This is a genomic window from Jiangella alkaliphila (assembly GCF_900105925.1).
Taxonomy (GTDB): domain Bacteria; phylum Actinomycetota; class Actinomycetes; order Jiangellales; family Jiangellaceae; genus Jiangella; species Jiangella alkaliphila.
In genome coordinates this window covers 1,837,199-1,860,796 of record NZ_LT629791.1, presented here as the reverse complement: position 1 = coordinate 1,860,796, position 23,598 = coordinate 1,837,199, and the positions used below count along the sequence as shown (strand labels likewise).

At 73.1% G+C, this 23,598-nt stretch carries 22 protein-coding genes; 12 read left to right on the top strand and 10 right to left on the bottom strand.

What is annotated here, in order from left to right; all coding sequences use genetic code 11:
- The first annotated feature begins 54 nt into the window (after nucleotides 1-54).
- Both BLV05_RS08770 and BLV05_RS08765 read left to right on the top strand, forming a co-directional pair.
- A complete protein-coding gene (locus BLV05_RS08770; RefSeq protein WP_046771819.1) occupies nucleotides 55-858 on the top strand; it encodes a carbohydrate ABC transporter permease in 804 nt (267 codons plus the stop codon).
- Between the two features lie 13 nt (nucleotides 859-871).
- Entirely contained in the window at nucleotides 872-1,708 is an 837-nt protein-coding gene (locus BLV05_RS08765) for a DeoR/GlpR family DNA-binding transcription regulator (protein ID WP_231948784.1), read from the top strand.
- Nucleotides 1,709-1,734: 26 nt separating this feature from the next.
- On the opposite strand, the gene BLV05_RS08760 is transcribed toward BLV05_RS08765, so the two are convergent.
- Together BLV05_RS08760 and BLV05_RS08755 are read right to left on the bottom strand one after the other, a co-directional pair.
- Nucleotides 1,735-3,357 carry an LCP family protein gene (locus BLV05_RS08760; RefSeq protein WP_152691010.1) on the bottom strand — a complete coding sequence of 541 codons (1,623 nt, stop codon included), beginning with the start codon at nucleotides 3,355-3,357 and terminating at the stop codon, nucleotides 1,735-1,737.
- Nucleotides 3,358-3,508: 151 nt separating this feature from the next.
- Nucleotides 3,509-4,015, bottom strand: a complete 507-nt coding sequence (locus tag BLV05_RS08755) for a GNAT family N-acetyltransferase (protein ID WP_046771820.1) — start codon at nucleotides 4,013-4,015, stop codon at nucleotides 3,509-3,511.
- Between the two features lie 173 nt (nucleotides 4,016-4,188).
- On the opposite strand from BLV05_RS08755, the gene BLV05_RS08750 reads away from it, so the two are divergent.
- The 6 genes from BLV05_RS08750 to BLV05_RS08725 all read left to right on the top strand — a co-directional run bounded on the left by BLV05_RS08750 (nucleotide 4,189) and on the right by BLV05_RS08725 (nucleotide 13,766).
- Nucleotides 4,189-5,835, top strand: coding sequence for a DNA repair helicase XPB (locus BLV05_RS08750; RefSeq protein ID WP_046771821.1), 1,647 nt, complete (start codon nucleotides 4,189-4,191; stop codon nucleotides 5,833-5,835).
- Between the two features lie 56 nt (nucleotides 5,836-5,891).
- Nucleotides 5,892-8,003 (top strand): HelD family protein, encoded by a 2,112-nt coding sequence (locus tag BLV05_RS08745; protein WP_152691011.1) that lies wholly within the window; start codon nucleotides 5,892-5,894, stop codon nucleotides 8,001-8,003.
- Between the two features lie 234 nt (nucleotides 8,004-8,237).
- Complete coding sequence (locus BLV05_RS08740; RefSeq protein ID WP_197683589.1) at nucleotides 8,238-10,532, top strand: HAD-IB family hydrolase; 2,295 nt, start codon at nucleotides 8,238-8,240, stop codon at nucleotides 10,530-10,532.
- Nucleotides 10,529-11,314 (top strand): SDR family NAD(P)-dependent oxidoreductase, encoded by a 786-nt coding sequence (locus BLV05_RS08735; protein WP_046771823.1) that lies wholly within the window; start codon nucleotides 10,529-10,531, stop codon nucleotides 11,312-11,314. The genes BLV05_RS08740 and BLV05_RS08735 overlap by 4 nt, the downstream gene beginning before the upstream one ends.
- 56 nt (nucleotides 11,315-11,370) lie before the next feature.
- Entirely contained in the window at nucleotides 11,371-12,081 is a 711-nt protein-coding gene (locus BLV05_RS08730; RefSeq protein ID WP_160312811.1) for a lysophospholipid acyltransferase family protein, read from the top strand.
- On the top strand, nucleotides 12,078-13,766 hold the full coding sequence (locus tag BLV05_RS08725) for an FAD-binding oxidoreductase (RefSeq protein ID WP_046771824.1): 1,689 nt from the start codon (nucleotides 12,078-12,080) through the stop codon (nucleotides 13,764-13,766). Before BLV05_RS08730 ends, BLV05_RS08725 begins: the two co-directional genes overlap by 4 nt.
- Here the strand turns inward: BLV05_RS08725 and BLV05_RS08720 are convergent.
- Complete coding sequence (locus BLV05_RS08720; protein WP_046771825.1) at nucleotides 13,726-14,979, bottom strand: MFS transporter; 1,254 nt, start codon at nucleotides 14,977-14,979, stop codon at nucleotides 13,726-13,728. The genes BLV05_RS08725 and BLV05_RS08720 overlap by 41 nt on opposite strands.
- 91 nt (nucleotides 14,980-15,070) lie before the next feature.
- Between BLV05_RS08720 and BLV05_RS08715 the strand changes: the two genes are divergently transcribed.
- Complete coding sequence (locus BLV05_RS08715) at nucleotides 15,071-15,697, top strand: HD domain-containing protein (RefSeq protein WP_046771826.1); 627 nt, start codon at nucleotides 15,071-15,073, stop codon at nucleotides 15,695-15,697.
- Nucleotides 15,694-16,569 carry a hypothetical protein gene (locus BLV05_RS36925; RefSeq protein WP_197683588.1) on the top strand — a complete coding sequence of 292 codons (876 nt, stop codon included), beginning with the start codon at nucleotides 15,694-15,696 and terminating at the stop codon, nucleotides 16,567-16,569. The genes BLV05_RS08715 and BLV05_RS36925 overlap by 4 nt, the downstream gene beginning before the upstream one ends.
- On the opposite strand, the gene BLV05_RS08705 is transcribed toward BLV05_RS36925, so the two are convergent.
- Both BLV05_RS08705 and BLV05_RS08700 read right to left on the bottom strand, forming a co-directional pair.
- Entirely contained in the window at nucleotides 16,563-16,820 is a 258-nt protein-coding gene (locus tag BLV05_RS08705) for a DUF4031 domain-containing protein (RefSeq protein ID WP_046771827.1), read from the bottom strand. The genes BLV05_RS36925 and BLV05_RS08705 overlap by 7 nt on opposite strands.
- Nucleotides 16,821-16,893: 73 nt before the next feature.
- Nucleotides 16,894-17,598: a copper homeostasis protein CutC gene (locus tag BLV05_RS08700; RefSeq protein WP_046771828.1), complete on the bottom strand. Its 705-nt coding sequence runs from the start codon at nucleotides 17,596-17,598 to the stop codon at nucleotides 16,894-16,896.
- A 19-nt stretch (nucleotides 17,599-17,617) separates the two neighbouring features.
- Here BLV05_RS08700 and BLV05_RS08695 point away from each other — a divergent pair, with 19 nt between their 5' ends.
- Entirely contained in the window at nucleotides 17,618-17,995 is a 378-nt protein-coding gene (locus BLV05_RS08695) for a hypothetical protein (protein WP_046771829.1), read from the top strand.
- 4 nt (nucleotides 17,996-17,999) lie between these two features.
- Here the strand turns inward: BLV05_RS08695 and BLV05_RS35675 are convergent, their stop codons facing one another.
- On the bottom strand, nucleotides 18,000-18,140 hold the full coding sequence (locus BLV05_RS35675; protein ID WP_157524224.1) for a hypothetical protein: 141 nt from the start codon (nucleotides 18,138-18,140) through the stop codon (nucleotides 18,000-18,002).
- Between the two features lie 166 nt (nucleotides 18,141-18,306).
- Between BLV05_RS35675 and mftD the strand changes: the two genes are divergently transcribed.
- Complete coding sequence (gene mftD, locus BLV05_RS08690; RefSeq protein WP_046771856.1) at nucleotides 18,307-19,485, top strand: pre-mycofactocin synthase MftD; 1,179 nt, start codon at nucleotides 18,307-18,309, stop codon at nucleotides 19,483-19,485.
- Between the two features lie 82 nt (nucleotides 19,486-19,567).
- On the opposite strand, the gene mftF is transcribed toward mftD, so the two are convergent.
- From mftF to BLV05_RS08680, 4 genes are read right to left on the bottom strand one after another with little or no spacing between them, the layout of a single operon-like run.
- Nucleotides 19,568-21,025 carry a mycofactocin biosynthesis glycosyltransferase MftF gene (mftF, locus tag BLV05_RS35670; protein WP_046771830.1) on the bottom strand — a complete coding sequence of 486 codons (1,458 nt, stop codon included), beginning with the start codon at nucleotides 21,023-21,025 and terminating at the stop codon, nucleotides 19,568-19,570.
- The gene (gene mftE / locus BLV05_RS35665; protein WP_046771831.1) at nucleotides 21,022-21,696 is read right to left on the bottom strand and encodes a mycofactocin biosynthesis peptidyl-dipeptidase MftE; all 675 of its coding nucleotides are present in this window, start codon (nucleotides 21,694-21,696) and stop codon (nucleotides 21,022-21,024) included. Before mftE ends, mftF begins: the two co-directional genes overlap by 4 nt.
- Nucleotides 21,693-22,652: a vWA domain-containing protein gene (locus BLV05_RS35660; protein WP_197683587.1), complete on the bottom strand. Its 960-nt coding sequence runs from the start codon at nucleotides 22,650-22,652 to the stop codon at nucleotides 21,693-21,695. The genes mftE and BLV05_RS35660 overlap by 4 nt, the downstream gene beginning before the upstream one ends.
- 24 nt (nucleotides 22,653-22,676) lie before the next feature.
- Nucleotides 22,677-23,591 carry an AAA family ATPase gene (locus BLV05_RS08680; protein WP_046771832.1) on the bottom strand — a complete coding sequence of 305 codons (915 nt, stop codon included), beginning with the start codon at nucleotides 23,589-23,591 and terminating at the stop codon, nucleotides 22,677-22,679.
- Nucleotides 23,592-23,598: the final 7 nt, after the last annotated feature.

Below are 23,598 nucleotides of genomic sequence, written 5' to 3'. Positions count from 1 at the left end.
CGCACCCGAGGCGCGCGAGGCGCCCGGCGCCCCCGGGGAGCCCGCCGGCCGCTGATGGCCGTCGCCGGCGCCCTCATCGCGCTGGTCTTCGTGCTGCCGTACCTGATCATGCTGATAGGGTCGTTCAAGTCGCGGTCGGAGATCCTGCAGGTCCCGCCGACGTACCTGCCGCAGGAGTGGCACCCGTCGAACTACGTCAACATGTGGTCCACGCCCGAGACGCCGCTGCCGTACAACCTGGTGTCGACGATCGTGATCGCGGTCTGCGCGACGCTGCTGGTGCTGGTCGTCGCCGCGCCGGCCGCGTACTACACCGCGCGGCACCGGTTCCCCGGCCGGCTGGTGTTCCTGCTGCTGGTGCTGATGACGCAGATGCTGCAGCCGACGGTGCTGGCCACCGGGCTGTTCCGGCAGTTCGTCACGCTCGGCATCAACGACACCTGGCTGGCGATGATCCTGGTCAACAGCGCGTTCAACCTGTCCTTCGCGGTCTGGATCATGCACAGCTTCTTCGCCGCGATCCCGCGCGAGCTGGACGAGGCGGCCGCGCTGGACGGCGCGTCGCGGCTGCAGATCCTGCGCCGGGTGACGCTGCCGCTGGTCTGGCCCGGCGTGGTCACCGCGATCATCTTCACGTTCGTCGCCTGCTGGAACGAGTTCGCCGCCAGCCTCGTCATCCTGACGACGGCGGAGAACCAGCCGCTGTCGGTGGCGCTGACCAAGTTCGTCGGCCAGTACGAGTCGGCCTGGCAGTATGTGTTCGGCGTGTCGATCGTCGGTATCGTGCCGGTGGTCGTGCTGTTCGCGCTGATCGAGAAGAGACTGGTGGCGGGGTTGACCGCCGGGGCGGTCAAGTGAGGGGGACGCCGTCGTGACCGAGCAGCCGGCCGGTGAGGCCGGCGCCGACCTGGACGGGCAGGCGCCCGACCGCGCGCGGCGCTGGCGGCAGATGCTCGACCTGCTCGCCGAGCGCGGCCGGCTCAGCGTCACCGAGACCGCGTCGGCGCTGTCGGTCTCCGAGGCGACCGTCCGCCGCGACTTCACCGAGCTGGCCCGCCAGCAGCTGGTCACCCGCACCCACGGCGGCGTCCTGGCCACCGCCGTCGCCTACGACCTGCCGGCCCGCTACCGCGCGTCGTCGGGCAGCGACCCCAAGGAGCGCATCGCCGCGCTGGCCGCCGACCTCGTCGAGCCCGGCATGGTGGTCGGGTTCAACGGCGGCACGACGACGTCGGCGACGGCCCGCCGGCTGGCCGCCCGCATCGAGCACGGCACGCACTCAGGCGAGCACGCGCTGACCGTCGTCACCAACGCGCTGAACATCGCGACGGAGATGGTGCTGCGCCCGCACATCCGCACCGTCTCGCTCGGCGGCGTGGCCCGGCCGCAGTCCTACGAGATGACCGGGCCGCTGGCCACGCTGGTCCTCAACGAGCTGTGGCTGGACGTCCTCATCCTCGGCATCGACGGGTTGACGGCGGACGGCGGCGCCTCCTGCCGGCACGTCGGCGAGGCCGGCATCAACGCGCTCATGGTGCAGCGAGCCAGCCGCGTGGTCGTCGTGGGCACCGGCGACAAGATCGGCCGCCGCGCGTTCGCCCGCATCTGCGACGTCGACCAGGTCGGCGTGCTGGTCACCGACCCCAGTGCGCCCGAGGACGAGCTGGCCGCCCTGCGCACCGCGGGCGTCGAGGTCCACCTCGTCTGACGCCCGCGGGGTGTGTCTCTCCCGGGTCAGCAGACGTCGTCGACGTTGACGGCGCCGTCGGCGTCGCTCGGGGTCTCGGTCGCGCCCGGCGTCTCGCCCTCACCGGGCTCGGCCGGCGGCGCGGCCTCGTCCGGCGGTGCCTCTTCCTCGGTCGGGTCGTCGGCGGGAGCCTCCTCGGTCGGCTCCTCCGTGGGAGCCTCCTCGGCCGGGTCCTCGGTCGTGCCCCCTGCCGGCTCCTCGGTCGCGCTGGGCGGCGGTGTCGGGGCCGGGTCGAGCGACTGCTGGACGTACTCGCGGATGACGTCGTAGTCGGGGTCGTGGTACTCGATGATGTCGTTGGTGAACGGCAGGCTGCGCAGGCCGCCGGCGTCCTGCACCTTCAGCGCCAGCTCGGCGAAGTCGGACAGCCGCGACTCGGTGATGTCGGTGGACATGGTGTTCTCGGCCGCCGACGCGAGCTGCTGGTAGCGGCGCAGCAACGTCACCGGATCGGCCTGCTCGGCGATGGCGCCGATGACGCAGCGCTGCCGCCGCATGCGCTCGTAGTCATCGGAGACCGGGCCGGGGCCGCAGCGGGCGCGGGCGAACCAGAGCGCCTGGTAGCCGCCGAGGTGCTGGTTCTCGCCCGGCTCGATCCAGCCCGTCGGCTCGGTGCAGGCGCCGAACTGCTCCTTGGTCCCGATCGGGATGCGGTACGGGACGTCGATGTCGATGCCGCCGAACGCGTCGACCAGGTACTGGAACCCGCGCAGGTTGACCATGACGTAGTAGTGGATGTCCAGCCCGAGCGCCTCGCCGACGATGAGCTTGGCCGCCTCGGCGCCGGGGTCGGCGACGCCCTCGAAGAACTCGGGGAACTCGTGCGGCACGAACCGGTAGACCGCGGAGAGCCAGTAGTAGGCGTCGTCCTGGGGCCCCATGTAGCCGTCGGGGTAGGCCTCGGCCAGCGGGGTGTCCGGCGGCATCGGCAGGTTGAGCAGGTTGCGCGGCAGCGAGAACAGCGCGGTGTCGCCGGTCTCGGTGTTGATGCTGGCGACCATGACGGTGTCGGTGCGGGTGTCCTCGCGGCCCGGCCCGCTGTCGGAGCCGAGGATGAGCACGTTGACCCGCTGCTGGCCGGCCCACGGGTCCTCGTCCGAGCTGTCCGGGCGGGTGAGGCTGTGGGAGTCGTCGTCGGCGAAGACGTTGCCGATGAAGCCGCGCTGCGTGTAGGCGTACCGGCTGCCGATGCTGAGCGGGGCGACCACCAGCGACGCGACCACCACGACGACCAGCGCCGAGAGCAGCCGCTGCGGCGCCTTCAGCCCGCGCGGCTGCAGCAGGTACAGGCTGACCAGCGCGGTGAGCAGCCAGACCACGGCGACGGCCGCGAGCACGCCGGTGATGAGGTTCAGTGTGTCGGTGTCGGTGCCGTCGTCGACCAGGCCGCTGATGCCGCTGCGGACGACGTAGACCGCCGCGCCCGCGGCCAGCAGGAGGAACAGCGTCAGGACAGTCCAGCCCAGCTTCTTGCGCCCGGCCGAGATCAGCCCGACACCGGGGACCAGTGCACCGACGCCGACCTGGCGCAGAAAACGGCGATACTCGGCCGGGCTGACGCTGTTGCGCCGCCCCCGAGCTCGTCGGCCGACCGTCTCGTCGCTGCTCATCGATGCCGCCGCCGCGCGCGTGCCCCTGCGCGGGCCTGCCTCCTTCACCGGATTCGGGACGTGCTGCCGATGGGTCGCCGGACATTGTGCCTCACGAGTCGAACTCCCGCCGAGGCACCCGCGGTTCCCGGCGCGTCCGGCATGTCTGGATTCACAGCTTCCGCTGCATGAGCACGCTGTCGCGGTCGTCACCCGGCGCGACCCGGATCGAGCCGGGGTTGCGGCCCACCTCGACGTAGCCGCAGGACTCGTAGAACCGGCCCAGCCCGAGCCCGTCGCGGTACGTGAGGTGCAGGAACTCCAGGCCGTCGGCGCGGGCGAGGTCGGCCACGCCGTCGAGCAGCGCCCGGCCGGCGCCGCGGCCCTGGAACCGCGGATGGACCTGCAGCCGCAGCACCGTCGCCCAGTGCCGGAACAGCGGCCGGGTGGAACCGATGACGAACGCGAACCCGGCCCGCTCGCCGTCGACCCGCAGCACGGCGAGGAATCCGGCGCCGCCGGCGAGCTCGGCGAGGTGGTCGTCCAGCGCCGGCCGCACCTCGTCCGCGTCGACCGGCGGCAGGAAGCCGACGGCGCCGCCCGCGTTCGACACGTCGACCCAGCAGGTCAGCAGCCACGACACCAGCTCGTCGTCGATCTCGGTGACGCGTTCCACCATTTCGCTCACCATCACACCCCTACGTCTCGCCCCGTGCATGCGCCGCTCGCACACGCGCAGACCCCGCGCCTCGGCCGTCCATAGCCGACCGACAACTCGTGGGAGCCTCCGGCCCCCAGTCGTCGTCGGTATGCACGGTTCTCGACAGGCCGACCGTACGGGACAATGGTGCGGTGAACGACGGACCCCTGATCGTCCAGAGTGACAAGACCCTGCTCCTCGAGGTCGACCACGACCTCGCCGACGACTGCCGCCGCACCATCGCGCCGTTCGCCGAGCTGGAGCGGGCACCCGAACACGTCCACACCTACCGTCTGACGCCGCTCGGCCTGTGGAACGCCCGGGCCGCCGGTCACGACGCCGAGCAGGTCGTCGACACCCTGCTCAAGTACTCCCGCTACCCCGTGCCCCACGCGCTGCTGGTCGACGTCGCCGAGACGATGGCCCGGTACGGCCGGCTCCGGCTCGAGAGCCACCCGGTGCACGGGCTGGTACTGGTCACCACCGACCGCGCCGTGCTCGAGGAGGTGCTGCGGTCCAAGCGTGTCGCCCCGCTGGTCGGCAACCGGCTCGACCCCGACACCGTCGTCGTCCACGCGTCCGAGCGCGGCAACCTCAAGCAGGCGCTGGTCAAGCTGGGCTGGCCGGCCGAGGACACCGCCGGCTACGTCGACGGCGAGGCGCACGCCATCGCGCTGGCCGAGGACGGCTGGACGCTGCGGCCGTACCAGCGCGACGCCGTCGACGGCTTCTGGCACGGCGGCTCCGGCGTGGTCGTGCTGCCCTGCGGCGCTGGCAAGACCCTGGTCGGCGCGGCCGCCATGGCGCGGGCCGGCGCCACCACGCTGATCCTGGTGACGAACACCGTCGCGGCCCGGCAGTGGAAGGACGAGCTGGTCAAGCGCACCAGCCTCACCGAGGACGAGATCGGCGAGTACTCCGGCGCGAAGAAGGAGGTCCGCCCGGTCACCATCGCGACGTACCAGGTGCTGACCACCCGGCGGAAGGGCGTCTACCCGCATCTCGAGCTGCTCGACGCCCGCGACTGGGGCCTCGTCGTCTACGACGAGGTGCACCTGCTACCGGCGCCGATCTTCCGCATGACGGCGAACCTGCAGGCGCGCCGCCGGCTCGGGCTGACGGCCACGCTGGTGCGCGAGGACGGCCGCGAGGACGACGTCTTCACGCTGATCGGCCCGAAGCGCTACGACGCGCCCTGGAAGGAGATCGAGAACCAGGGCTGGATCGCCCCCGCCGACTGCGTCGAGGTGCGCGTCACCCTGTCCGACGGCGAGCGGCTCGCCTACGCCACCGCCGAGCCCGACGAGCGCTACCGGCTGGCGTCGTGCACCAACGCCAAGACCCGCGTCGTCGAGGGCCTGGTGAAGCGGCATGCCGGCGAGCCGACGCTGGTCATCGGCCAGTACATCGAGCAGCTCGACGAGCTCGGCGAGCGCCTCGGCGCCCCCGTGGTCAAGGGCGAGACGACGGTGCGCGAGCGGCAGCGGCTGTTCGACGGCTTCCGCACCGGCGAGATCCGCACGCTGGTGGTCAGCAAGGTGGCGAACTTCTCCATCGACCTGCCCGAGGCGAGCGTCGCCATCCAGGTGTCCGGCACGTTCGGCTCGCGGCAGGAGGAGGCGCAGCGGCTCGGCCGCATCCTGCGGCCCAAGTCCGACGGCCGCACGGCCCGGTTCTACTCGGTGATCGTCCGCGACACCGTCGACCAGGACTACGCCCAGCACCGCCAGCGCTTCCTCGCCGAGCAGGGCTACGCCTACCAGATCGCCGACGCCGAGGACGTCCTCCGCGACAGCTGACGCCCGGCGCGACCGCATTCGAGTGGACACGCCCGGGCAGTCTGGGCTAAGCTCCCATGCCCTTCGCGACCGGACCGGACCACCGGGCCGTCGGAAAGCGCCATCTTCCGCCGAGCCCTGGGAGGCCACCCGTGTCCGTCGACCCCGTCCTGCAGACCGAGCGGGACCATCTGAGCCGCTCGCGCGCCGATCTCAACTCGATGCGCGAGCACACCCTGTCGCTGACGGCGCAGGGCGGCGACCACGTCTCGACGGAATACCTCAAGGCCGCGCTGTACCGGCGGGCGAAGGCGCTGGAGGACGACCCGTCGCTGCCGCTGTTCTTCGGCCGCATCGACCGCACCGACGACGACCACGCCGAGACCTTTCACATCGGGCGGCGCCACGTCATGGACGGCGACGGCGACCCCATGGTGGTCGACTGGCGGGCGGACGTGTCGCGGGCGTTCTACCGGGCCACCCGCGACGACCCGCATGGCGTCACGCTGCGCCGCCGCTACGGGTTCGCCGGCGGCGAGTTGACCTCGTACGAGGACGAGCACCTGCTCGACCCGGGCGAGACCGACATCACCAGCCGCATCCTCACCGAGGAGATCGAGCGGCCGCGCGTCGGGCCGATGCGCGACATCGTCGCCACCATCCAGCCTGAGCAGGACGAGGTGGTCCGCGCCTCGCTCGACCGGACGGTGTGCGTGCAGGGCGCGCCAGGCACCGGCAAGACCGCCGTCGGGCTGCACCGGGCGGCGTTCCTGCTGCACGCCTACCGCGACCGGCTGTCGCGCACCGGCGTGCTGGTCATCGGGCCGAACCAGGCGTTCCTGCACTACATCGCCCAGGTGCTGCCGACGCTCGGCGAGGTCGACGTCCGCCAGGTCACCGTCGCCGAGCTGGTCGAGACGGTCCCGATCAGGGGCACCGACGACCCGGAGACGGCGACGCTCAAGGGCGACGCCCGCCTGGCCGAGGTCGTCCGCAACGCGATCTGGTCGCACGTCCAGGAGCCCGCCGACACGCTCTACGTGCCCCGCGGCACCCGGCGCTGGCGGGTCCCGGTGCACGAGGTCGCCGACGCGATCCGGACGCTGCGCGAGCGCGGCGACGGCTACACGACGGCCCGATCGCTGCTCGGCCAGCGGCTGGCGCACCGGATCCTGCTGCGCATGGAGGCGGCCGGCGAGATCACCGACGACCGCGTCCAGAACGCCGTCGCCCGGTCCCGGCCGGTCAAGGCGCACGTCGACGAGCTGTGGCCGGCGCTGGACCCGGTCAAGCTGGTCATGCGGCTGCTCAGCGAGCCGGACCTGCTCGCCACCGCGGCGGCTGGCATCCTGGACGACGACGAGCAGCGCCGCCTGCTGTGGCGCAAGCCCGCCCGCGGCCCGAAGACCGCGCCGTGGTCGCACGCTGACGCCGTCCTGGTCGACGAGGCCGCCGCGGCGCTGGAGCGGGTCCCCGGCGTCGGGCACGTGGTGCTGGACGAGGCGCAGGACCTCTCCCCCATGGAGTTGCGCGCCGTCGGCCGCCGCGCCGGCACCGGCTCGCTCACCGTCCTCGGCGACATCGCCCAGGGCACCACGCCGTGGGCGACGCCGTCCTGGCCGGAGGCGCTGCGCCACCTCGCCCACGACGACGCCCACCTTGAGGTGCTGCGCAAGGGCTACCGCGTGCCCGCGGCCGTGGTGGAGTTCGCCGGGCGGCTGCTGCCGGTCATCGCACCGGGAATCGCGCCACCGGAGCCGGTCCGGTCCAACCCCGGCCGGCTCGACCTGGTCGACGCGGCCGGAGACCTGCGGGAAGCCGTCGCCGTCGCCGCTGTCGATGTCGCGTCCCGCGAGGGGTCACTCGGCGTCATCGTCGCCGACGCCGCCGTCCCGGACATGGAGGCCGCGCTCGACGCCGCCGGCCTCGACTACGGCCACCTCGCCGACGACGCCCGGATCACGCTGGTGCCGGCCACCCTGGCGAAGGGCCTCGAGTACGACCACGTGGTCGTCGTCGAGCCGGCCGCCATCGTCGCGGCCGAGCCGGCCGGGCTGCGCCGCCTCTACGTCGTGCTCACCCGCGCGGTGTCGTCGCTGACCGTCGTGCACCGCGAGCCGCTGCCCGGCGCGCTCGCCTCGCCGACCGCGAGGTCCAAGACAGCGGGGAGTCCCACAAGGGAAAGGTGACCAGCTCACCAGTAGCGATACGATGGCCATGCCCGCGAAGGGCTACATTCTGTGTATTGTCTGCACGGCGTATGGGGTCATCGGCACCCCCTGGACTTCGACAAGGGCCGCCGGCCGACGGCACGGGTAACTAAAAATGCAGCTCGACCGAGCGGCGGCACCTGCCTGGGGAGGGCGCATGGCATCTGACTTCGACCTGGCACGGGCCGGACGCGATGCCCTGGGATCCCGCCGGTGAGCGCCGCCACGGCCACCGGAGGAACCTCGACCTTGCACGGCGCACACGTTCTCCTCACCGGCGCGACCGGCTTCGTCGGCCAGGCCCTGCTCGAGAAGCTGCTGTCGACCTACCCCGACACCCGGATGAGCCTGATCGTCCGCCCGCGCGGGGCGCTCAGCGCGCAGGACCGCATCGACCGGCTGTTCCGCAAGCCGGTCTTCGGCACCTGGCGCGCGGCCGTCGGTGAAGAAGAGGCCGAGCGGCAGTACCGCGCGCGGGTCACCGTCCTCGAGGGCGACCTCGGCGCGCTGCCGCCGCTGCCCGACGGTGTCGACGTCGTCATCCACTCCGCCTCGACGGTGTCGTTCGACCTGCCCATCGACGAGGCGTTCGCCTCCAACGTCTCCGGCCCCGAGTCGCTGTACCGCGCGCTGCTGGCCGCCGGCTCCGACCCGCACGTCGTCCACATCTCCACCGGCTACGTCGCCGGGCTGCGCAAGGGCATCGCCGAAGAGCGCAGCCTCGAGCACGACGTCGACCGCACGGCCGAACTCGCCTACGCGCAGGCCGCCCGGCCCGACGTCGAGCGCATGTCGCGCAGCCCCCGGCTGCTGCGCCGGTTGCTCACCGAGGCGCAGGACGAGCACGGCCGAGCCGGCGCGCGGGTCGTCACCGACACCGCCGAGCAGGCCCGGCAGGAGTGGGTCCGCGTCGAGCTGGTCGAGGCCGGCCGCACCCGGGCGCAGAGCCTGGGCTGGCCCGACGTCTACACATTCACCAAGGCGCTGGGCGAGCGGGTCGCCGAGGACCTCTGGGCCGGCAACGGGCACCGGCTCACGGTCGTCCGGCCGACCATCATCGAGTCGTCGCTCAAGCACCCGTTCCCCGGCTGGATCGACGGCTTCAAGGTCGCCGACCCGCTGATAGCGGCGTACGGGCGCGGCCTGCTGCCCGAGTTCCCCGCGCTGGCCGACACCGTGCTCGACGTCATCCCCGTCGACTTCGTCGTCAACGCCGCTCTGGCCGCGGCCGCCGTGCCGCCACCGTCCGGCGAGGCGCAGTACTTCCAGGTCAGCTCCGGCATCACCAACCCGCTGCCGTTCGGCCGGCTGCTCCGGCTCGTGCACGAGTACTTCGAGGCCAACCCGCTCAAGGACGCCAAGGGCCACGTCGCCGTCCCGTCATGGTCGTTCCCGCACCGCGGCGTGGTCGAGCGGGCGCTGCGCCGCCGCGAGCGCGTCGTCGACCTCGCCGACAAGGCCGTCGACCGGCTGCCGCCGGGCCAGCGGTCGCGCAAGTGGATCTCCACCATCTACCGGGCCCGCCGCGACCTCGACACGCTGCGCAAGTTCACCTCGCTGTACCAGCCGTACACCGAGACCGAGGTCATCTTCGACGACGCCAAGCTGCGGGCGCTGCACGCGGCGCTGCCCGACGACCGCAAGGCCGAGCACGGCTTCGACGTCACCGAGATCGACTGGGCGCACTACCTGCAGAAGATCCACATCCCCGGCGTGCCCGGCCTGACCCGGGGCGCCAGCGGCGACGGCGCCGCCGCCGGTTCTGCGCCGCTGGAGCTGCCGCGGCGCACCGACGTCGTCGCCGTCTTCGACCTGCAGAAGACCGTCGCCGCGGCCACGCTGGTCGAGCACTACGTGTGGATCGAGCTGGCCGCCAAGCCACTGTCGCGGTGGCCGGTCGTGCTGAGCAACCTGGTCGCCCTGGGCCCGCGCTACCTGCAGGCCGAGCGGCGCGACCGCGGCGACTTCATCCGCACGTTCATGCGCCGCTACGAGGGCGTCAACGAGAACGAGCTGCGCAAGGTCATCGCCGACGAGGTGACGGTGTCGCTGCACCGCGGCCTGTTCGAGGACGCGCTCGAGCGCATCAAGGCGCACCGCGCGGCCGGGCACCGCACCGTCCTGCTCACCGGCGAGATCGACGTGTTCGTCGAGCCGCTGGCGCCGCTGTTCGACGTCATGGTCGCCGGCAAGATGGAGTCCGACGAGTCCGGCCGCTGGACGGGGCACCTGGCCACGCCGCCGCTGGTCGGCGAGGCACGGGCCACCTGGCTGCGCCGCTACGCCCGCTCCGAGGGTCTCGACCTCACCGGCTCGTACGCCTACGGCGACAGCTACACCGACCGCTCCTGGCTGGAGGTCGTCGGCCACCCGAACGCCGTCAACCCCGACGCCAGCCTCTACCGGTACGCGAAGTCCAAGCGCTGGCCGGTGCACAGCTGGACCACCACCGCCGAGGGCCGCCTGTCGCCGGTGCTACGCAGCGTGCGAGGAGCACGACGGGCATGACCGGGCCGCTGCTCACCGGCCGGGCGCTGGTCACCGGCGGGACGTCCGGCATCGGTCTCGCCTTCGCCAACGCGCTGGCCGCCCGCGGCTGCGACCTCGTGCTGGTGGCCCGCGACGAGGATCGGCTCAAGAGCACCGCCGACGACCTGCGCCGGCGACACGGCGTCGACGTCGAGCTGCTGACGGCCAACCTCGCCGACCGCGCCCAGGTGGACACCGTCGCCGCCCGGCTGACCGACCCGGACTCCCCCGTCGAGGTGTTCGTCAACAACGCCGGCAAGGGCGTCCACTCGCGCCTCGCCACCGACGACACCAGCGAGCACGAGCACGCCATCGACCTGATGATCACCGCGGTCGTCGTGCTCGGCGCGGCCGCCGCCTGCACCATGCGCGAGCGCGGGCACGGCGTCATCGTCAACGTGTCGTCGGTCGCCGGCTTCAACCCGCAGGGCGGCTACGCGGCGATCAAGTCGTTCGTCCGCATCTACTCCGAGAGTCTGTCGCTCGAGCTGGCCGGCACCGGGGTGCAGGTCACGGCGCTGCTGCCGGGCTGGGTGCGCACCGAGTTCCACGAGCGGGCCGGCATCCGGACCAGCTCGATCCCGTCGTCGCTGTGGCTCGACGCCGACCGCGTCGTGGCCGATTGTCTGGCCGATGTCGAGAAGAGGCGGGTCCGTTCGGTACCGTCAGCACGGTTCAAGGTCCTGGCCTGGCTGGCCGAGCACGCTCCACGGGCGGCGGTGCGCAAGGTCACGGCGCGACTGGTGAGCGGACGACGATGAGCGAACAGGCGAGTACGAAGAGGTACCACGCGGCCTGGCACAGATTCGCCAGGTTCGTGGCACAGCGCCTGCTCCTGCGTCCGGTGGTGCACCTGACGACGAAGGTGTCGGTGCGCGGCGCCGAGAACCTCGACGGGCTGGCCGTCCCGTTCATCGTCGTGGCCAACCACAGCAGCCACCTCGACGCGCCGCTGCTGGTCACCGAGCTGCCGCGGCGCTACACCCGCACCATGGCCGTCAACGCCGCCGCCGACTACTTCTACCGCTGGTGGTGGATGAAGGCGACCACGTCGGTCTTCTTCAACACCTACCCGGTGAGCCGCACCAACGCCGACATGGGCAAGGGCCGCGGCCTGGCCAACCGGCTGCTGAGCGAGAACGTCCCCGTCGTCGTGTTCCCCGAGGGCACCCGGCGCAACACCGAGGGCGGCGTCAAGCGGTTCAAGCCGGGTGCGGCGGCGCTGAGCATCGCGCAGGGCGTGCCGTGCGTGCCGGTGGCGATCATCGGCACCGACGCCGCCATGCCGGTCGGGCACTTCTGGCCGAAGCCGGGCCGGCCGCCGGTGACGCTGGTCATCGGCGCACCGATCAGCCCGCAGCCCGGGGAACGGACCCGCGAACTGACTGAACGGCTCGAGGCGAAGGTGGCCGCCATGGTGGCCACCGGCGACCCCGACGCCGAGGGGAAACCGCGGCGCGACGCCGCCCGGCCGGACCAGCCGGCTGAGCAGGCGAGCGATCACGCCCAGAAGGAGGAGGCGTCGTGACCGGTGTCAAGCACCAGAAGTGGTGGGGCTGGGGGGTCGAGGGCATCGCCTTCACCCACGACGACAAGCCGAGGATGGCGCCGTTCGTCATGGAGAAGATCGGCATCGACCTCAACCGGCCCGGCACGCCGCCGCCGGCGTTCGATGACCTCGAGGTGCCGGCCTCCCGGATGGGCGACGACCTCGGCGGGAAGCTGCGCGACGCACTGGGCGAGCAGTACGTCGACACCGGCGATCTCAACCGGGTCGTGCACACCTACGGCAAGGGGCTGGTCGACCTCGTGCGCGTCCGCGCCGGCGACCTCCCGCGCGTCCCCGACGTCGTGGTCTACCCGGGCGACGAGGACCAGGTGCGCCAGGTGGTCGACGCCGTGGTCGCGGCCGACGGCGTCGTCATCCCGTTCGGCGGCGGCTCGAACATCTCCGGCTCGCTGACCCCGCAGCCGGCCGAGCATCGCGTCGTCGTCTCGCTCGACCTCGGCCGGCTGAACCGGGTGCTCGAGGTCGACGAGGCCGCGGGGCTGGCCCGCATCCAGGCCGGCGGGCTCGGACCGGACCTCGAGGACCAGCTCAACGCCCGCGGCTGGACCATGGGCCACCAGCCCGACAGCTTCAAGCACTCGACACTGGGCGGCTGGATCGCGACGCGCAGCTCGGGCATGCAGTCGGACAAGTATGGGGATATCGCCGACATCACCCGCGGCCTGCGGGTCGTGCTGCCGGGCAAGGTGATCGCCCTCCGGCCGCTGCCGAGCACGTCGTCGGGACCGAGCGTCCGCGAGATGATCCTCGGCTCCGAGGGCCGCCTGGGTGTCATCACCGAGGCGTGGGTCAACGTGCACCGGGTCCCCGAGAACCGCGAGATCATCGCCTACCTCTACCCGACCTGGGCCGCGGCCATCGCCGCCATGCACGAGATCTCCGAGTCCGACGCGGCGCCGACGGTCACCCGCGTCTCCGACGCGAACGAGACCGCGTTCTCGCTGGCGATGCAGAAGCCGTCGAAGGGGCTGGCGGCGAAGGCCGGGCCGATCCTGTTCAACGTGCTGGAGCGGCGCGGCTGGGACCTGTCCGCGGCGTGCCTGTCCTACATCGGCTATGAGGGCGAGGCCTCTCACCTGAAGTACCAGAAGGGCCTCGTCGGCAAGATCGTCAAGAAGCACGGCGGCATCAAGCTGGGCAAGGGCCCGGGCGCGCTGTACGACCAGAAGAAGTTCGACACCCCGTACATCCGCGACTTCCTGCTCGACATCGGCGCGCTCGGCGACGTGTCCGAGACCGCGGCGCCGTGGTCGAAACTGATGAACCTGTACGCCAACACGATCCGGGCGGCCAACGACGCCTACGACGAGCTGGGCGTCAAGGGCTTCGCGATGTGCCACCTGTCGCACAGCTACCACTCCGGCGCGTGCCTGTACTTCACCTTCGCGTTCCCGCCCAGCACCGATGTGCCGGCCGAGCAGATCGAGCAGTACTGGGTGGTGAAGAAGGCGATCCAGCAGTCGTTCATCGACAACGAGGCCACCATCTCCCACCACCACGGCGTCGGCACCGACCACGCGTACTGGCTCGAGGACGACATCTCGCCGGCCGGCACCGACGTCATGGTCGGCCTGCTGAAGTCGGTCGACCCTGGCCGGAACCTCAACCCGGGGACGTTGCTGCCAGCTCACCGGGAGTGGTGACGCCGTCCGCTTCCTGCCGCCGCTGGGTGCGCAGGCGGACGACGGCCAGCACCACCGCGAGCGCCGCCGCGGTCACCGTCACGGCGAACGCGGGCCGGTGCCCGCCGAGGTCGGCCAGCCGGCCGGCGACGCCGGACCCGATGGCGTAGCCGATGCCGGTGGCGCCGGCCAGCAGCGTCATCGCCGCGCCCACCCGGGTGGCCGGCACCTGCCGCTCGGCGGCGGCGAACACGCTGATCATGTATGGCGCGACGGCCAGGCCGAGCACCAGCACGACCGGCACCAGCGCGGCCAGCGAGCCGGTCAGCAGCAGCGGCGACGACAGCACGACCAGCCCGATCGCGAACACCAGGATGCGCCGGTCGTAACCGAACCGGGCCGGCAGCGCCGCGGTCGCCAGGCCGGCCAGCACGCTGCCCGCACCGAGCAGCGAGTGCACCAGCCCGGCCATCCCGGGAGTGCCCTCGGCCGTGGCCAGCGCCGTCGTGCCGGTCTGGGTGGCGCCGAAGATCACCCCGATGAGCAGCTGTGCGAGGCACAGCGTCAGGAACGCGACGGTGACGAACGACCCGCCGTGCGCGGCCGCGGACGCACGCAGTGCGTGGGTCAGCCGGGCGGTCGAGTGCAGTGCGAACCATGAGCCGAACACCACCAGCAGCGCGGCGGCGGCCAGCAGCGCGCCGCTGGGGCTCAGCGCCACCGCGCCCAGGCCGACCAGCGCCGGGCCGAGCACGAACGAGGCCTCGTCGGCGGCGCCCTCGTAGGAGAACGCGGCGTCGACCAGCCGCGGCTGCGCGCTGCCGGTGCGGTGCGTGATGGGCCGCCAGCGCACCCGGGCCAGCGGGCCGACCTGCGGCATCGTGAACCCGGCGACGGCGGCCGCACCGATCAGCGCCGGAGTGCACGCATCGGCGTGGACGGCCGCGACCAGCGCGGCGAGCGCGACGCCCGCCGTCAATGACTGCGCCAGCACGACCGGCCGCTGCCCGACGCGGTCGGCGATGCTACCGGCGAGCGGGGCGCCGACGGCGTTCGCGACGGCCAGCGCGCCGGCGGCCAGGCCACCGGCGGCGTAGCGGCCGGTCGCGTCGGACACCAACAGCAGCGTGCCGAGCTGGCTCATGGCCAGCGGCAACCGGCCGAGGAAGGCGACGACGACGTAGCCGAGACCGGCGAGGGAGAGGAGGCGGCGGTACGAGGCGATGGGCGACACGGGAACTCCGGAATGCTCGGCCGGCGCGTCTCCCGCCACCAGACGCGCGCTGTTCCCTGTGCTGTTCACATTCTACAACGAGAATGTCCATATGAACGATCTCGAACGGCGCTGGGCCGCGCTCGCCGGCGACTCCCCCGCCGCGGCAGAGGCCGGCGCAGGCCTGCTGTCCCGCTGGCGCGAGCCGCACCGTCACTACCACGCGATCACGCACCTGGCCGCCGTGCTGGAGGCTCTGGATCAGCTGGACGACGCGGCCAGCGACCCCGACGCCGTCCGGTTCGCCGCCTGGTTCCACGACGCCGTCTACGACGGCCGGCCGGGCGAGGACGAGGCGGCCAGCGCGCGGCTGGCCCGCGAGGTGCTGACGACGCTCGACCGGCCGGCGGCGCAGGTCGACGAGGTCGAGCGGCTGGTGCTGCTGACCGCAGGCCACGACCCCGAGCCCGGCGACGGCAACGGCGCCGTGCTCTGCGACGCCGACCTCGCCGTCCTGGCCGGTTCGCCGTCGGACTACGCAGCCTACGCGTCCGCCGTCCGCGAGGACTACGCGCACGTGTCCGACGCCGACTTCGCCGCGGGGCGGGCCGCCGTGCTCACCGGCCTGCTGGACCGGCCAGCGCTGTTCCGCACCGAGGCCGGCCACCGTCGCTGGGAGGACCCGGCCCGGCACAACCTGGAGACGGAGCTCGTCCTGCTCCGTGCCTTCGCCCCGTGACGTCCGCAGTGGGCAAAGCCGGACAGCAGGAGCAGCTCGACCGCGTCGTACGCCGGTTCGCCGAGGTGGCGCCGGCGGGGTGGGTGCGGCTGGTCGGCAACTGGGAGGCGTACGCCGAGCCCGCCGGCGAGCTCACCCTCGACTACCTCACCCTCGCCGTCGTCGACGCCGGCGACCGGTGGCAGTACGGCCAGGTCGGCTACGACGAGCCGCTCTACGACCTGGTCGCCGAGCTCAACCGCCTGGCCGCCGCCGACGCACCCGGCCACGCCTGGACCGTCCTGGACCTCGAGGTCGACCAGGACCACACGTTCCGCGCCGAGCTCGGCTACGACCCGCCCAAGCGCGCCCGCGGCATCCACGACGAGGAGTCGATGGGCCGGTTCGAGACCTACCTCGACCGCTGGGTCGCCGAGCACGGATCCCGTCCACCGGGACGGCAGGGTCGCGACGTGACGCCGGAGCAGCAGAGCACTCTCGACGAGATCGTCACGGTCTACCGCGACGCCGCGCCGGACGGCTGGCTGCGCATCGTCTGCCGGTGGGAGTGCGAGCTCGCGCCCGACGGCCTGGCCGACAGCGCGCGGACGCATGTCGTCATCGTCGTCGAGGGCGGCGAGCTGGCGCAGGTGCAGTTCCCGTCGCCCGACGGGCTCACGTTCGTGCGCGGCGACTGGCACGAGGAATTGACCCGGGCGACGGCGGGCGGCGCGCTCAGCGTCGATCTCCTGATCGACCGCGACGACTATGTCCTCACGTTCACCGAGGAGCCGTCGAAGATGCTGCACGGCGACTGGGCCGACTCCGACCGGCGGGTGCACGAGTACCTCGACCGGCACCGCGACGAGCTGGCGGCGCTGGCGGGTCAGTGACGCTTGCGGCGGCGCAGGCCGGCGGCGAGCAGCCGGGCTACGAGGTCGCGGCTGCGCACCGGCACCGCCCCGGCGTCGATGGCGCGCTGGTAGTCCGCGGCCGCCAGGTCGTAGTGGTCGCCGTCGAAGCCGCGCGCGGGCAGCCCCAGCCGGGCGGCGAACGCGTGCAGCTCCTCGAACGACTCGTCCGAGGCAAGATGCGACCAGAGCCGTCCGTGACCGGCCCACGCCGGCGGATCCACAAGAATCACAGTGACACCTCGATGTTCGGGCCGGGCAACGGCATCTCCTTCCCTCCAGTCGCCTGCTGGCCCGGACCGGCCCTCACAGGGCCGCTGCCACCGCGTCGTCGATGAGGATGCGCCACGACCGCACCAGCCCGGCGTCGATGTAGGCCTTCCACGACCCGCCCGGACGGACCCGGCTGCCGACGTGGAACTGACGGACGCCGGCCCGGGCCAACCACGGCACGTGGTCCGGTTCGAGGCCGCCGCCGGCCATCATGACCTCCGCCGCCCGCGCCGAGCCGGTCGCCCGGGTGCACAGCTCGTCCAGGCCGGAGCCGACGCCGCGGGCGGAGCCTGCGGTCAGCACGGCGTCGAGGCCGGGCAGCCCGGGCACGACCTCCCACGCCTCGTTCAGGTCGAGGCAGTGGTCGATGGCGCGGTGGAACGTCCACGGTCGGCCGCCCAGCTCGTCGGCCAGAGCCAGCGTCGCCTCGACGTCGATCTCGGCGTTGAGGCCCAGGAAGCCCAGGACGAACCCGTCGGCGCCGGCGTTCGCGAGCTGGTAGGCGGCGATGCGCAGCCGGGCCAGCTCGGACCCGCTGGTCGAGAAGCCGTCGTTGGTCCGCAGCATGACCCGCAGCGGCAGGTCGCAGGCGCGTTTGAGGTCGCGGACGGTGTCCAGCGACGGCGTCAGGCCGTCGGCGTCCATGTCGGCGACGACTTCGAGGCGGTCGGCGCCGCCCTCGACCGCGCCGGGCACGTCGCCGGGACCCAGGGCGATGACCTCCAGCAGCGGACGCACGTGGATCAGTGTGCCAGCTATGGGGTGTCTGCACCCCGCATGGCACGATCGACATGTGGTCGACGACGTGATGCTCGTGGCGCGGGCGCTGGTCCTGCGCGACCTCGGCGCGCGCGGGCTCGACATCGCGGCCGCCGTCGACGTCCTGGACGCAGCGCTGACCGAACGCCGATGGTGGGTGGAGCAGTGGCCCGACGGCGCCGCGTTCGTGGCCGGGCAGCTGGCCCAGGACGTCCAGGATCGGCTGCTCGACGCCAAGGTCGGCCGATGGCCGTCGTGCGAGACGTGTGTCGACGAGGAGGCGCACGAACTGCGGATCGAGCCCGAACTCGGGCCCGATCCGCAGTGGGTGTGTGAGAAGACCGGCCGCCTGGCCGCGCCTCTCGGTGCGCTCTAGCCGGTCAGGCCGCCCGTACGTGGGCGGGTCGTTCGTCCTGGACGGCGACCCACCGCAGCTCCGTCCGCGAGCGGCCGGAGATGTCGGTCACCGTCACCCAGCGGCCCACGAGCGTGGGACGCTGGACCTGTGTCATCGTCGCCATGTGCGCTCCCTTCGGCCACTCTTGAGTCAGGTGTTGTTCACCTTTCGTTCACTTAGCGTACCAGAGTTGTTTGCTGGATCCGATCGCTCTTCATTTTGGCCCTCAGTGCCATTATTCTGGGAGCAGCGGCACACCGACGTGTCCACCAGCGAGCTCAGAGGTGACGATGTTCGGCAGGAACAAGTGGTTCGAGACCGTGGCCGAAGCCGAGCGGCGGGCCTGCCGGCAACTGCCGAAATCGGTGTACGGAGCGCTGGTGGCCGGCTCCGAGAAGGGGCTCACGCTCCAGGACAACCTCGCCGCGTTCACCGAGCTCGGGTTCGCCCCGCACGTCGCCGCCACGTCTGACAAGCGCGACCTGTCCACGCACGTCATGGACCAGTCCCTCGCGCTGCCGGTGATCCTGTCGCCGACCGGCGTCCAGGCCGTCCACCCCGACGGCGAGGTGGCCGTCGCCCGGGCCGGCGCCAACCGCGGCACCGCCATGGGGCTGAGCTCGTTCGCCAGCCGCTCCGTCGAGGACGTCGTCAAGGCCAACCCCAAGGCGTTCTTCCAGATCTACTGGCTGGGCAGCCGCGACGAGATCCTGCGCATCATCGACCGCGCCCGCCGCGCCGGCGCCGTCGGGCTGATCCTCACGCTGGACTGGTCGTTCAGCAACGGCCGCGACTGGGGCAGCCCGTCCATCCCGGAACGGCTGGACCTCAAGACCATGGCGCGGTTCGCGCCGCAGGTGCTGCCGCACCCCGGCTGGCTGCTGCGCTACCTGCGGGCCGGCAAGCTGCCCGACCTCACCACCCCCAACCTCGAGGGCGCCGACGGCGTCGCGCCGACGTTCTTCGGCGCCTACGGCCAGTGGATCCAGACCCCGCCCGCCACCTGGGACGACGTCGCCTGGCTGCGCTCGCAATGGGACGGCCCGTTCATGCTCAAGGGCGTCATGCGGGTCGACGACGCCAAGCGCGCGGTCGACGCCGGGGTGAGCGCCATCTCGGTCTCCAACCACGGCGGCAACAACCTCGACGGCACTCCGGCCGCCGTCCGCTCCTTGCGTTCCGTCGTCGACGCGGTCGGCTCGCAGATCGACGTCGTCCAGGACGGCGGCATCCGGCGCGGCAGCGACGTCGTCAAGTCGCTCGCACTCGGCGCCAAGGCGGTCATGATCGGCCGCGCCTACCTCTGGGGGCTGGCGGCGAACGGCCAGGCCGGCGTCGAGAACGTGCTCGACATCCTCTCCGGGGGCATCGACTCCGCCCTGCGCGGCCTCGGCAAGTCCTCGGTCGCCGACCTCACCCCCGACGACCTCGTCATCCCCCGCGACTTCCACCGCACCTTCGGCGCCTGACGTCCGCCCCGCCACGTTGATCTTGGAGTAGTTCGGCAATTGCGGGGCGGAATGTCCGATGGATCCCCGAAGAACTCCAAGATCAACGTGGTCGTGAGCGGCGGGGAAGGAGCGGGCGGAGCGTGCGGGCCCGGACGGCGCCGCGCCAGACGCCGGTGCCGTACGCGAGGTCGTCGGCGGTGCTGGCGAGGGTCCAGCGCAGCGGGTCCAGTGACGGGCGCAGCCGCAGCCAGTCGCGCAGCGCGGGTGCGGCGACCAGGGCGGCCAGTGTGACGAGCCGGCGGCGCCGGCCCCGGGTTAGAGCGACCGCGGCCGGGAGGGCCAACTGGGTGACGGCGCGGCCGGTGCTGGTGAGCGTCGCGGCGGTGGCCTCGGCGATCATCGGGGCGGCGGCCGACGGTGGGAGGCCGTCGCGGCGCAGGCGGACGGCGAGGCGGGCCGCCGCGACCGCGCCGGTCGCCGTCGCCAGCAGCGGCCGCCGGGCCAGCAGCAGCGCGGTCACCGCGGCCGGCCAGGGCGCGACGACCAAGGGGGCGAGGCGGTCCGGGTGGCGGCGGGCCAGCGGACCGGCGGACGTGCCGTAGTGGTGGCGGCGGCGCAGCCAGGCCGGCCAGGTCGCCGGCTCGGCGTGCGCGACCGTGACCGACGGGTCGTAGCGGACCCGCCCGCCCGACCCCACCAGCCGCCACACCGCGTCGACGTCCTCGCCGTAGCGCAACGCCTCGTCGAACCCGTCCAGCGCCGGCCGCCGGACCAGCAGCGCCGCCGTCGGCACGTACGACACCCGGCCGCCGGGCTGGACGAGCGCCTCGTCCGGCCCGAGGTCCAGCGGCGACCGGGCGGCCGCGAACGCGCCGAGTACTCGGCCCGCCTCCGGCGCCACCACCGGCACGATCCGCGGCGCGACGGCCACAACGGCGGGGTCGGCGAAGTGCCCGGCCAGCCGGTCGAGCCACCCCGGCGACGGCACGCAGTCGCTGTCCACGAACGCCACCAGCTCCGCCACACCGCCCCGTTGGGAGGCGGCGGCGAGGCCGGTGTTGCGGGCGGCGGCGGGTCCGCCGGACTCCGGGCGCCGGATCAACCTGGCGCCGTGGCGGGCGGCGATCTCGGCGATCGCCGCCGGGTCGGCCGAGCCGTCGTCGACCACGAGCACGCTGGCACCGGCCCGAGCGTGGGCACCGGCCGCCACGTCGGTTCCCAACGACACGTCGGCGCCGGTCAGGGCGGCGAGGCAGCGGTCGAGGGCAGCCGGCCGGTCGCGGACCGGGACGATCACCGTCACGCCCGCAGCGGCACCAGCGGCGACCGGAGGGCGCGGGTGCGCCACTCCGGCGTCGACCAGTCGACGGGCCAGCCACGCCGTGCGCTGGTCCGTCACGTACCCGTCCCGACGCAGCCGCGCGAACGCCGCCGCCCCGGCCGGCGACAATCGCAGCGCCCGCCGCGGCGAGCCGCCGAGCAGCACGCGGCCGCCGTCGAGGACGCGGGTGTGCCGGTCCAGCACCACCCCGAACCCGGCGGGCAACGCAGGGCTCACGGGCGGCTCACCCAGGCGGCCACCGCGGTGACCAGGTCGGCGACCAGCCCGTCGAAGATGGTCCGGCCGGCCTCCGCGGACGCGCCGGCCGGGTCGCCGAGCACGCCGTTGGGACTGACCGACCGCACCCCGCCGGACCGCAGCGCCGGCATCAGCGAGGCCAGCGGCTCCACCGCACCCGCCTCGGCCGACGACAGCGCCACCCGCCCGGCGGACAGGTGCAGCTGCAACGACGTCTCGACGAAACCGGCGTGCGCGTCGCCGTCCCAGCGCGGGAACCAGGCCAGCACGTCGCGCGACTCCGCCGTCAGCGTGGCCAGCGCCGAACGCACGGCCGCCAGGTTGCCGCCGTGCCCGGATACGACCAGCAGCCGCGGGAACGTCGCCGACGCCGAGCGGCCGAGCTCGACCAGCACCTGGGTCAGCGCCGGGGTGCCGATGGACACCGTGCCGGGGAAGTCCTGGTGCTCGCCGCTCGCGCCGTACGGCAACGGCGGCGCTACCACGACCTCGGGGCGCACCGACGCCAGAGCGGAACACAGCGCCCAAGCCACGTCGGCGTCCGTCGACAACGGCAGGTGCGGCCCGTGCTGCTCGGTCGACCCCAGCGGCAGCGCCAGGATCGCGTCGGCAGGGACCGACGGCCAGCGCAGGTCGCCCAGAAGCCTCACGCGAACATCTCCCCCAGTGCCGGTGCCACCTCACGATAGCCGCCGACCCGGAACAGCCGCCCGCGGCCGAGCCGGGCGAGGTCGCGGCCGAGGTCGGTGTCGTGTTCGCCGGACGTGTCCAGCAGGACGTCCAGCCGTGGCAGCCGGGCGGCGAACGGGCGCGGGTCGGGGCCGGCGTTGTGCACGCAGTCGGACAGCAGCACCACCCGCGCGTCGCGGGCCGGCGCCCGGGCCAGCTCGCGGGCGGCCACCTGCAGCGGGAACGCGACGTTGGTGAGGCCCTTGGCGGGGATCCGCAGCAGCGTGTCGAGCAGCCGCTGCGGCGCCACCCGCTCGCCCAGGTGGGCCAGCACGGCGGCGTCGGACCAGAACGCGATCGCGGCGACGTCGTCGGCCGACAGCTCGGCGGCCAGCGCACCCAAAGTGGCCGCCGCCGTCCGGACCCGCTCGCCGCGCATCGACCCGGACACGTCCACCAGCAGCGCCACCGACCGCCGGGCCTGCACGCGCTCGCGCACGATGATGTCGTCGTCCTCCGGGACAGGGTGCTCGACCAGCTGCTCGAGCGTCCGGTCCAGGTCGATGTCATCGGAGCCGCCGCGGTAGCGGACGCTGGCCAGCTCGCCGACGCCGCGCCGGGCGGTGACGTCGCGACGCGGCCGCGGCACCGCCAGCCGGGCGGCGATCTGCCGGGCCCGGCGCAGCACCTCCGGGTCCGGCTCGGCGTCGGCCGGGGGCGTCGCGAGCAGGGTCGCCGCCTCGTCCGTCATGCCGGGCGAGGCCGAGCCCGACGGCACCCGCCGCGGACCCGGCGGCCGGAGCCCGCCCGGCGCCACCAGGCTCCCGCCGCCGCCGGACGACGACACGTCATGCAGGACGGGGTCGGCGTCCAGGTGCTTGGGCCGCCGCCGCAACGGCCGCAGCTCCCGAACCGGCGACGTGGCCCGCCGCCGCACGGGCGACGACGCCTCGACCGTCCTTCAACCCGGCGCGGCCGCCGCCGGCTGGAGGATGAAGTGGTCCTCCCAGATCATCCGCAGCACCCGCTCGGGCGTCGTCTCGACGGTCTCGTCGAGGAAGATCCGCCCGGACAGCGCCACGACCATCGCGTCGAAGACGACGTCCGGGTAGCGCGGGTCCGACGCCGATCCGACCTCGGCGAACCCCAGCAGCGAGCCCGCCACCAGCGTCAGGTCGATCGCGCCACGCACACTGCTGCCCTGCCTGAGGTCCTCGTGCTCGCGGGTCGCCCGGGTGACGGCGACGGCGTCGGCCACCAGCCGCTCGTACAGCAGCGGGTCGACGTCGGGCAGCGGCGCCCGCAGCGCGACGATGCCCCGCTCGGCCTCGGCGTCCTGGTAGCCGATCGCCAGCCGGCAGAGCCGGTCGTGCACGCTGGTCGACAGCCGGGTGGTGCCGACGTTGTCGAACGGGTTCATCGACGCGATCACCCGGAACGTCGGCAGCGCCGCCACCCGGCCGACCCGAGGCACCGCGATCTCGCGCTCCGCCATCGCCGTGAGCAGCGTGTTCAGCGTGTCCTCCGGCGCCCGGTTGAACTCCTCGACGTACAGGAAGCCGCCGCCGCGCATCGCCTCCAGCAGCGGCCCGTCGACGAAGTTCTCCGGGCTGTAGTCCTCGCGCAGCACCCGTGCCGGGTTGTGGTGGCCGACCAGCTTCGCCGGCGTGAGGTCGGCGTTGCCCTCGACGAACACCAGCGGGATGCCCCACTCGGCGGTGATGGCCCGCAGCAGCGTGCTCTTGCTGGTGCCGGGCGGTCCCTCCAGGATGATGTCCCGCCCGGCGGCGACGGCGGCCAGCAGCACGGTCAGCTCGTGGTCGCGGCCCACCAGGTGCCGGCGGACGCGGTCGCGGACCTCCGTCAGCGCCGTCATGTGACCT

Coding starts and splice junctions, on each gene's coding strand:
- BLV05_RS08770 (WP_046771819.1), top strand. CDS start 55: ATGGCCGTCGCCGGCGCCCTCATCGCGCTGGTCTTCGTGCTGCCGTAC.
- BLV05_RS08760 (WP_152691010.1), bottom strand. CDS start 3,357: ATGAGCAGCGACGAGACGGTCGGCCGACGAGCTCGGGGGCGGCGCAAC.
- BLV05_RS08755 (WP_046771820.1), bottom strand. CDS start 4,015: ATGGTGGAACGCGTCACCGAGATCGACGACGAGCTGGTGTCGTGGCTG.
- BLV05_RS08745 (WP_152691011.1), top strand. CDS start 5,892: ATGCCCTTCGCGACCGGACCGGACCACCGGGCCGTCGGAAAGCGCCAT.
- BLV05_RS08735 (WP_046771823.1), top strand. CDS start 10,529: ATGACCGGGCCGCTGCTCACCGGCCGGGCGCTGGTCACCGGCGGGACG.
- BLV05_RS08715 (WP_046771826.1), top strand. CDS start 15,071: ATGAACGATCTCGAACGGCGCTGGGCCGCGCTCGCCGGCGACTCCCCC.
- BLV05_RS08695 (WP_046771829.1), top strand. CDS start 17,618: ATGGGGTGTCTGCACCCCGCATGGCACGATCGACATGTGGTCGACGAC.
- BLV05_RS35675 (WP_157524224.1), bottom strand. CDS start 18,140: ATGGCGACGATGACACAGGTCCAGCGTCCCACGCTCGTGGGCCGCTGG.
- mftD (WP_046771856.1), top strand. CDS start 18,307: ATGTTCGGCAGGAACAAGTGGTTCGAGACCGTGGCCGAAGCCGAGCGG.
- BLV05_RS08680 (WP_046771832.1), bottom strand. CDS start 23,591: ATGACGGCGCTGACGGAGGTCCGCGACCGCGTCCGCCGGCACCTGGTG.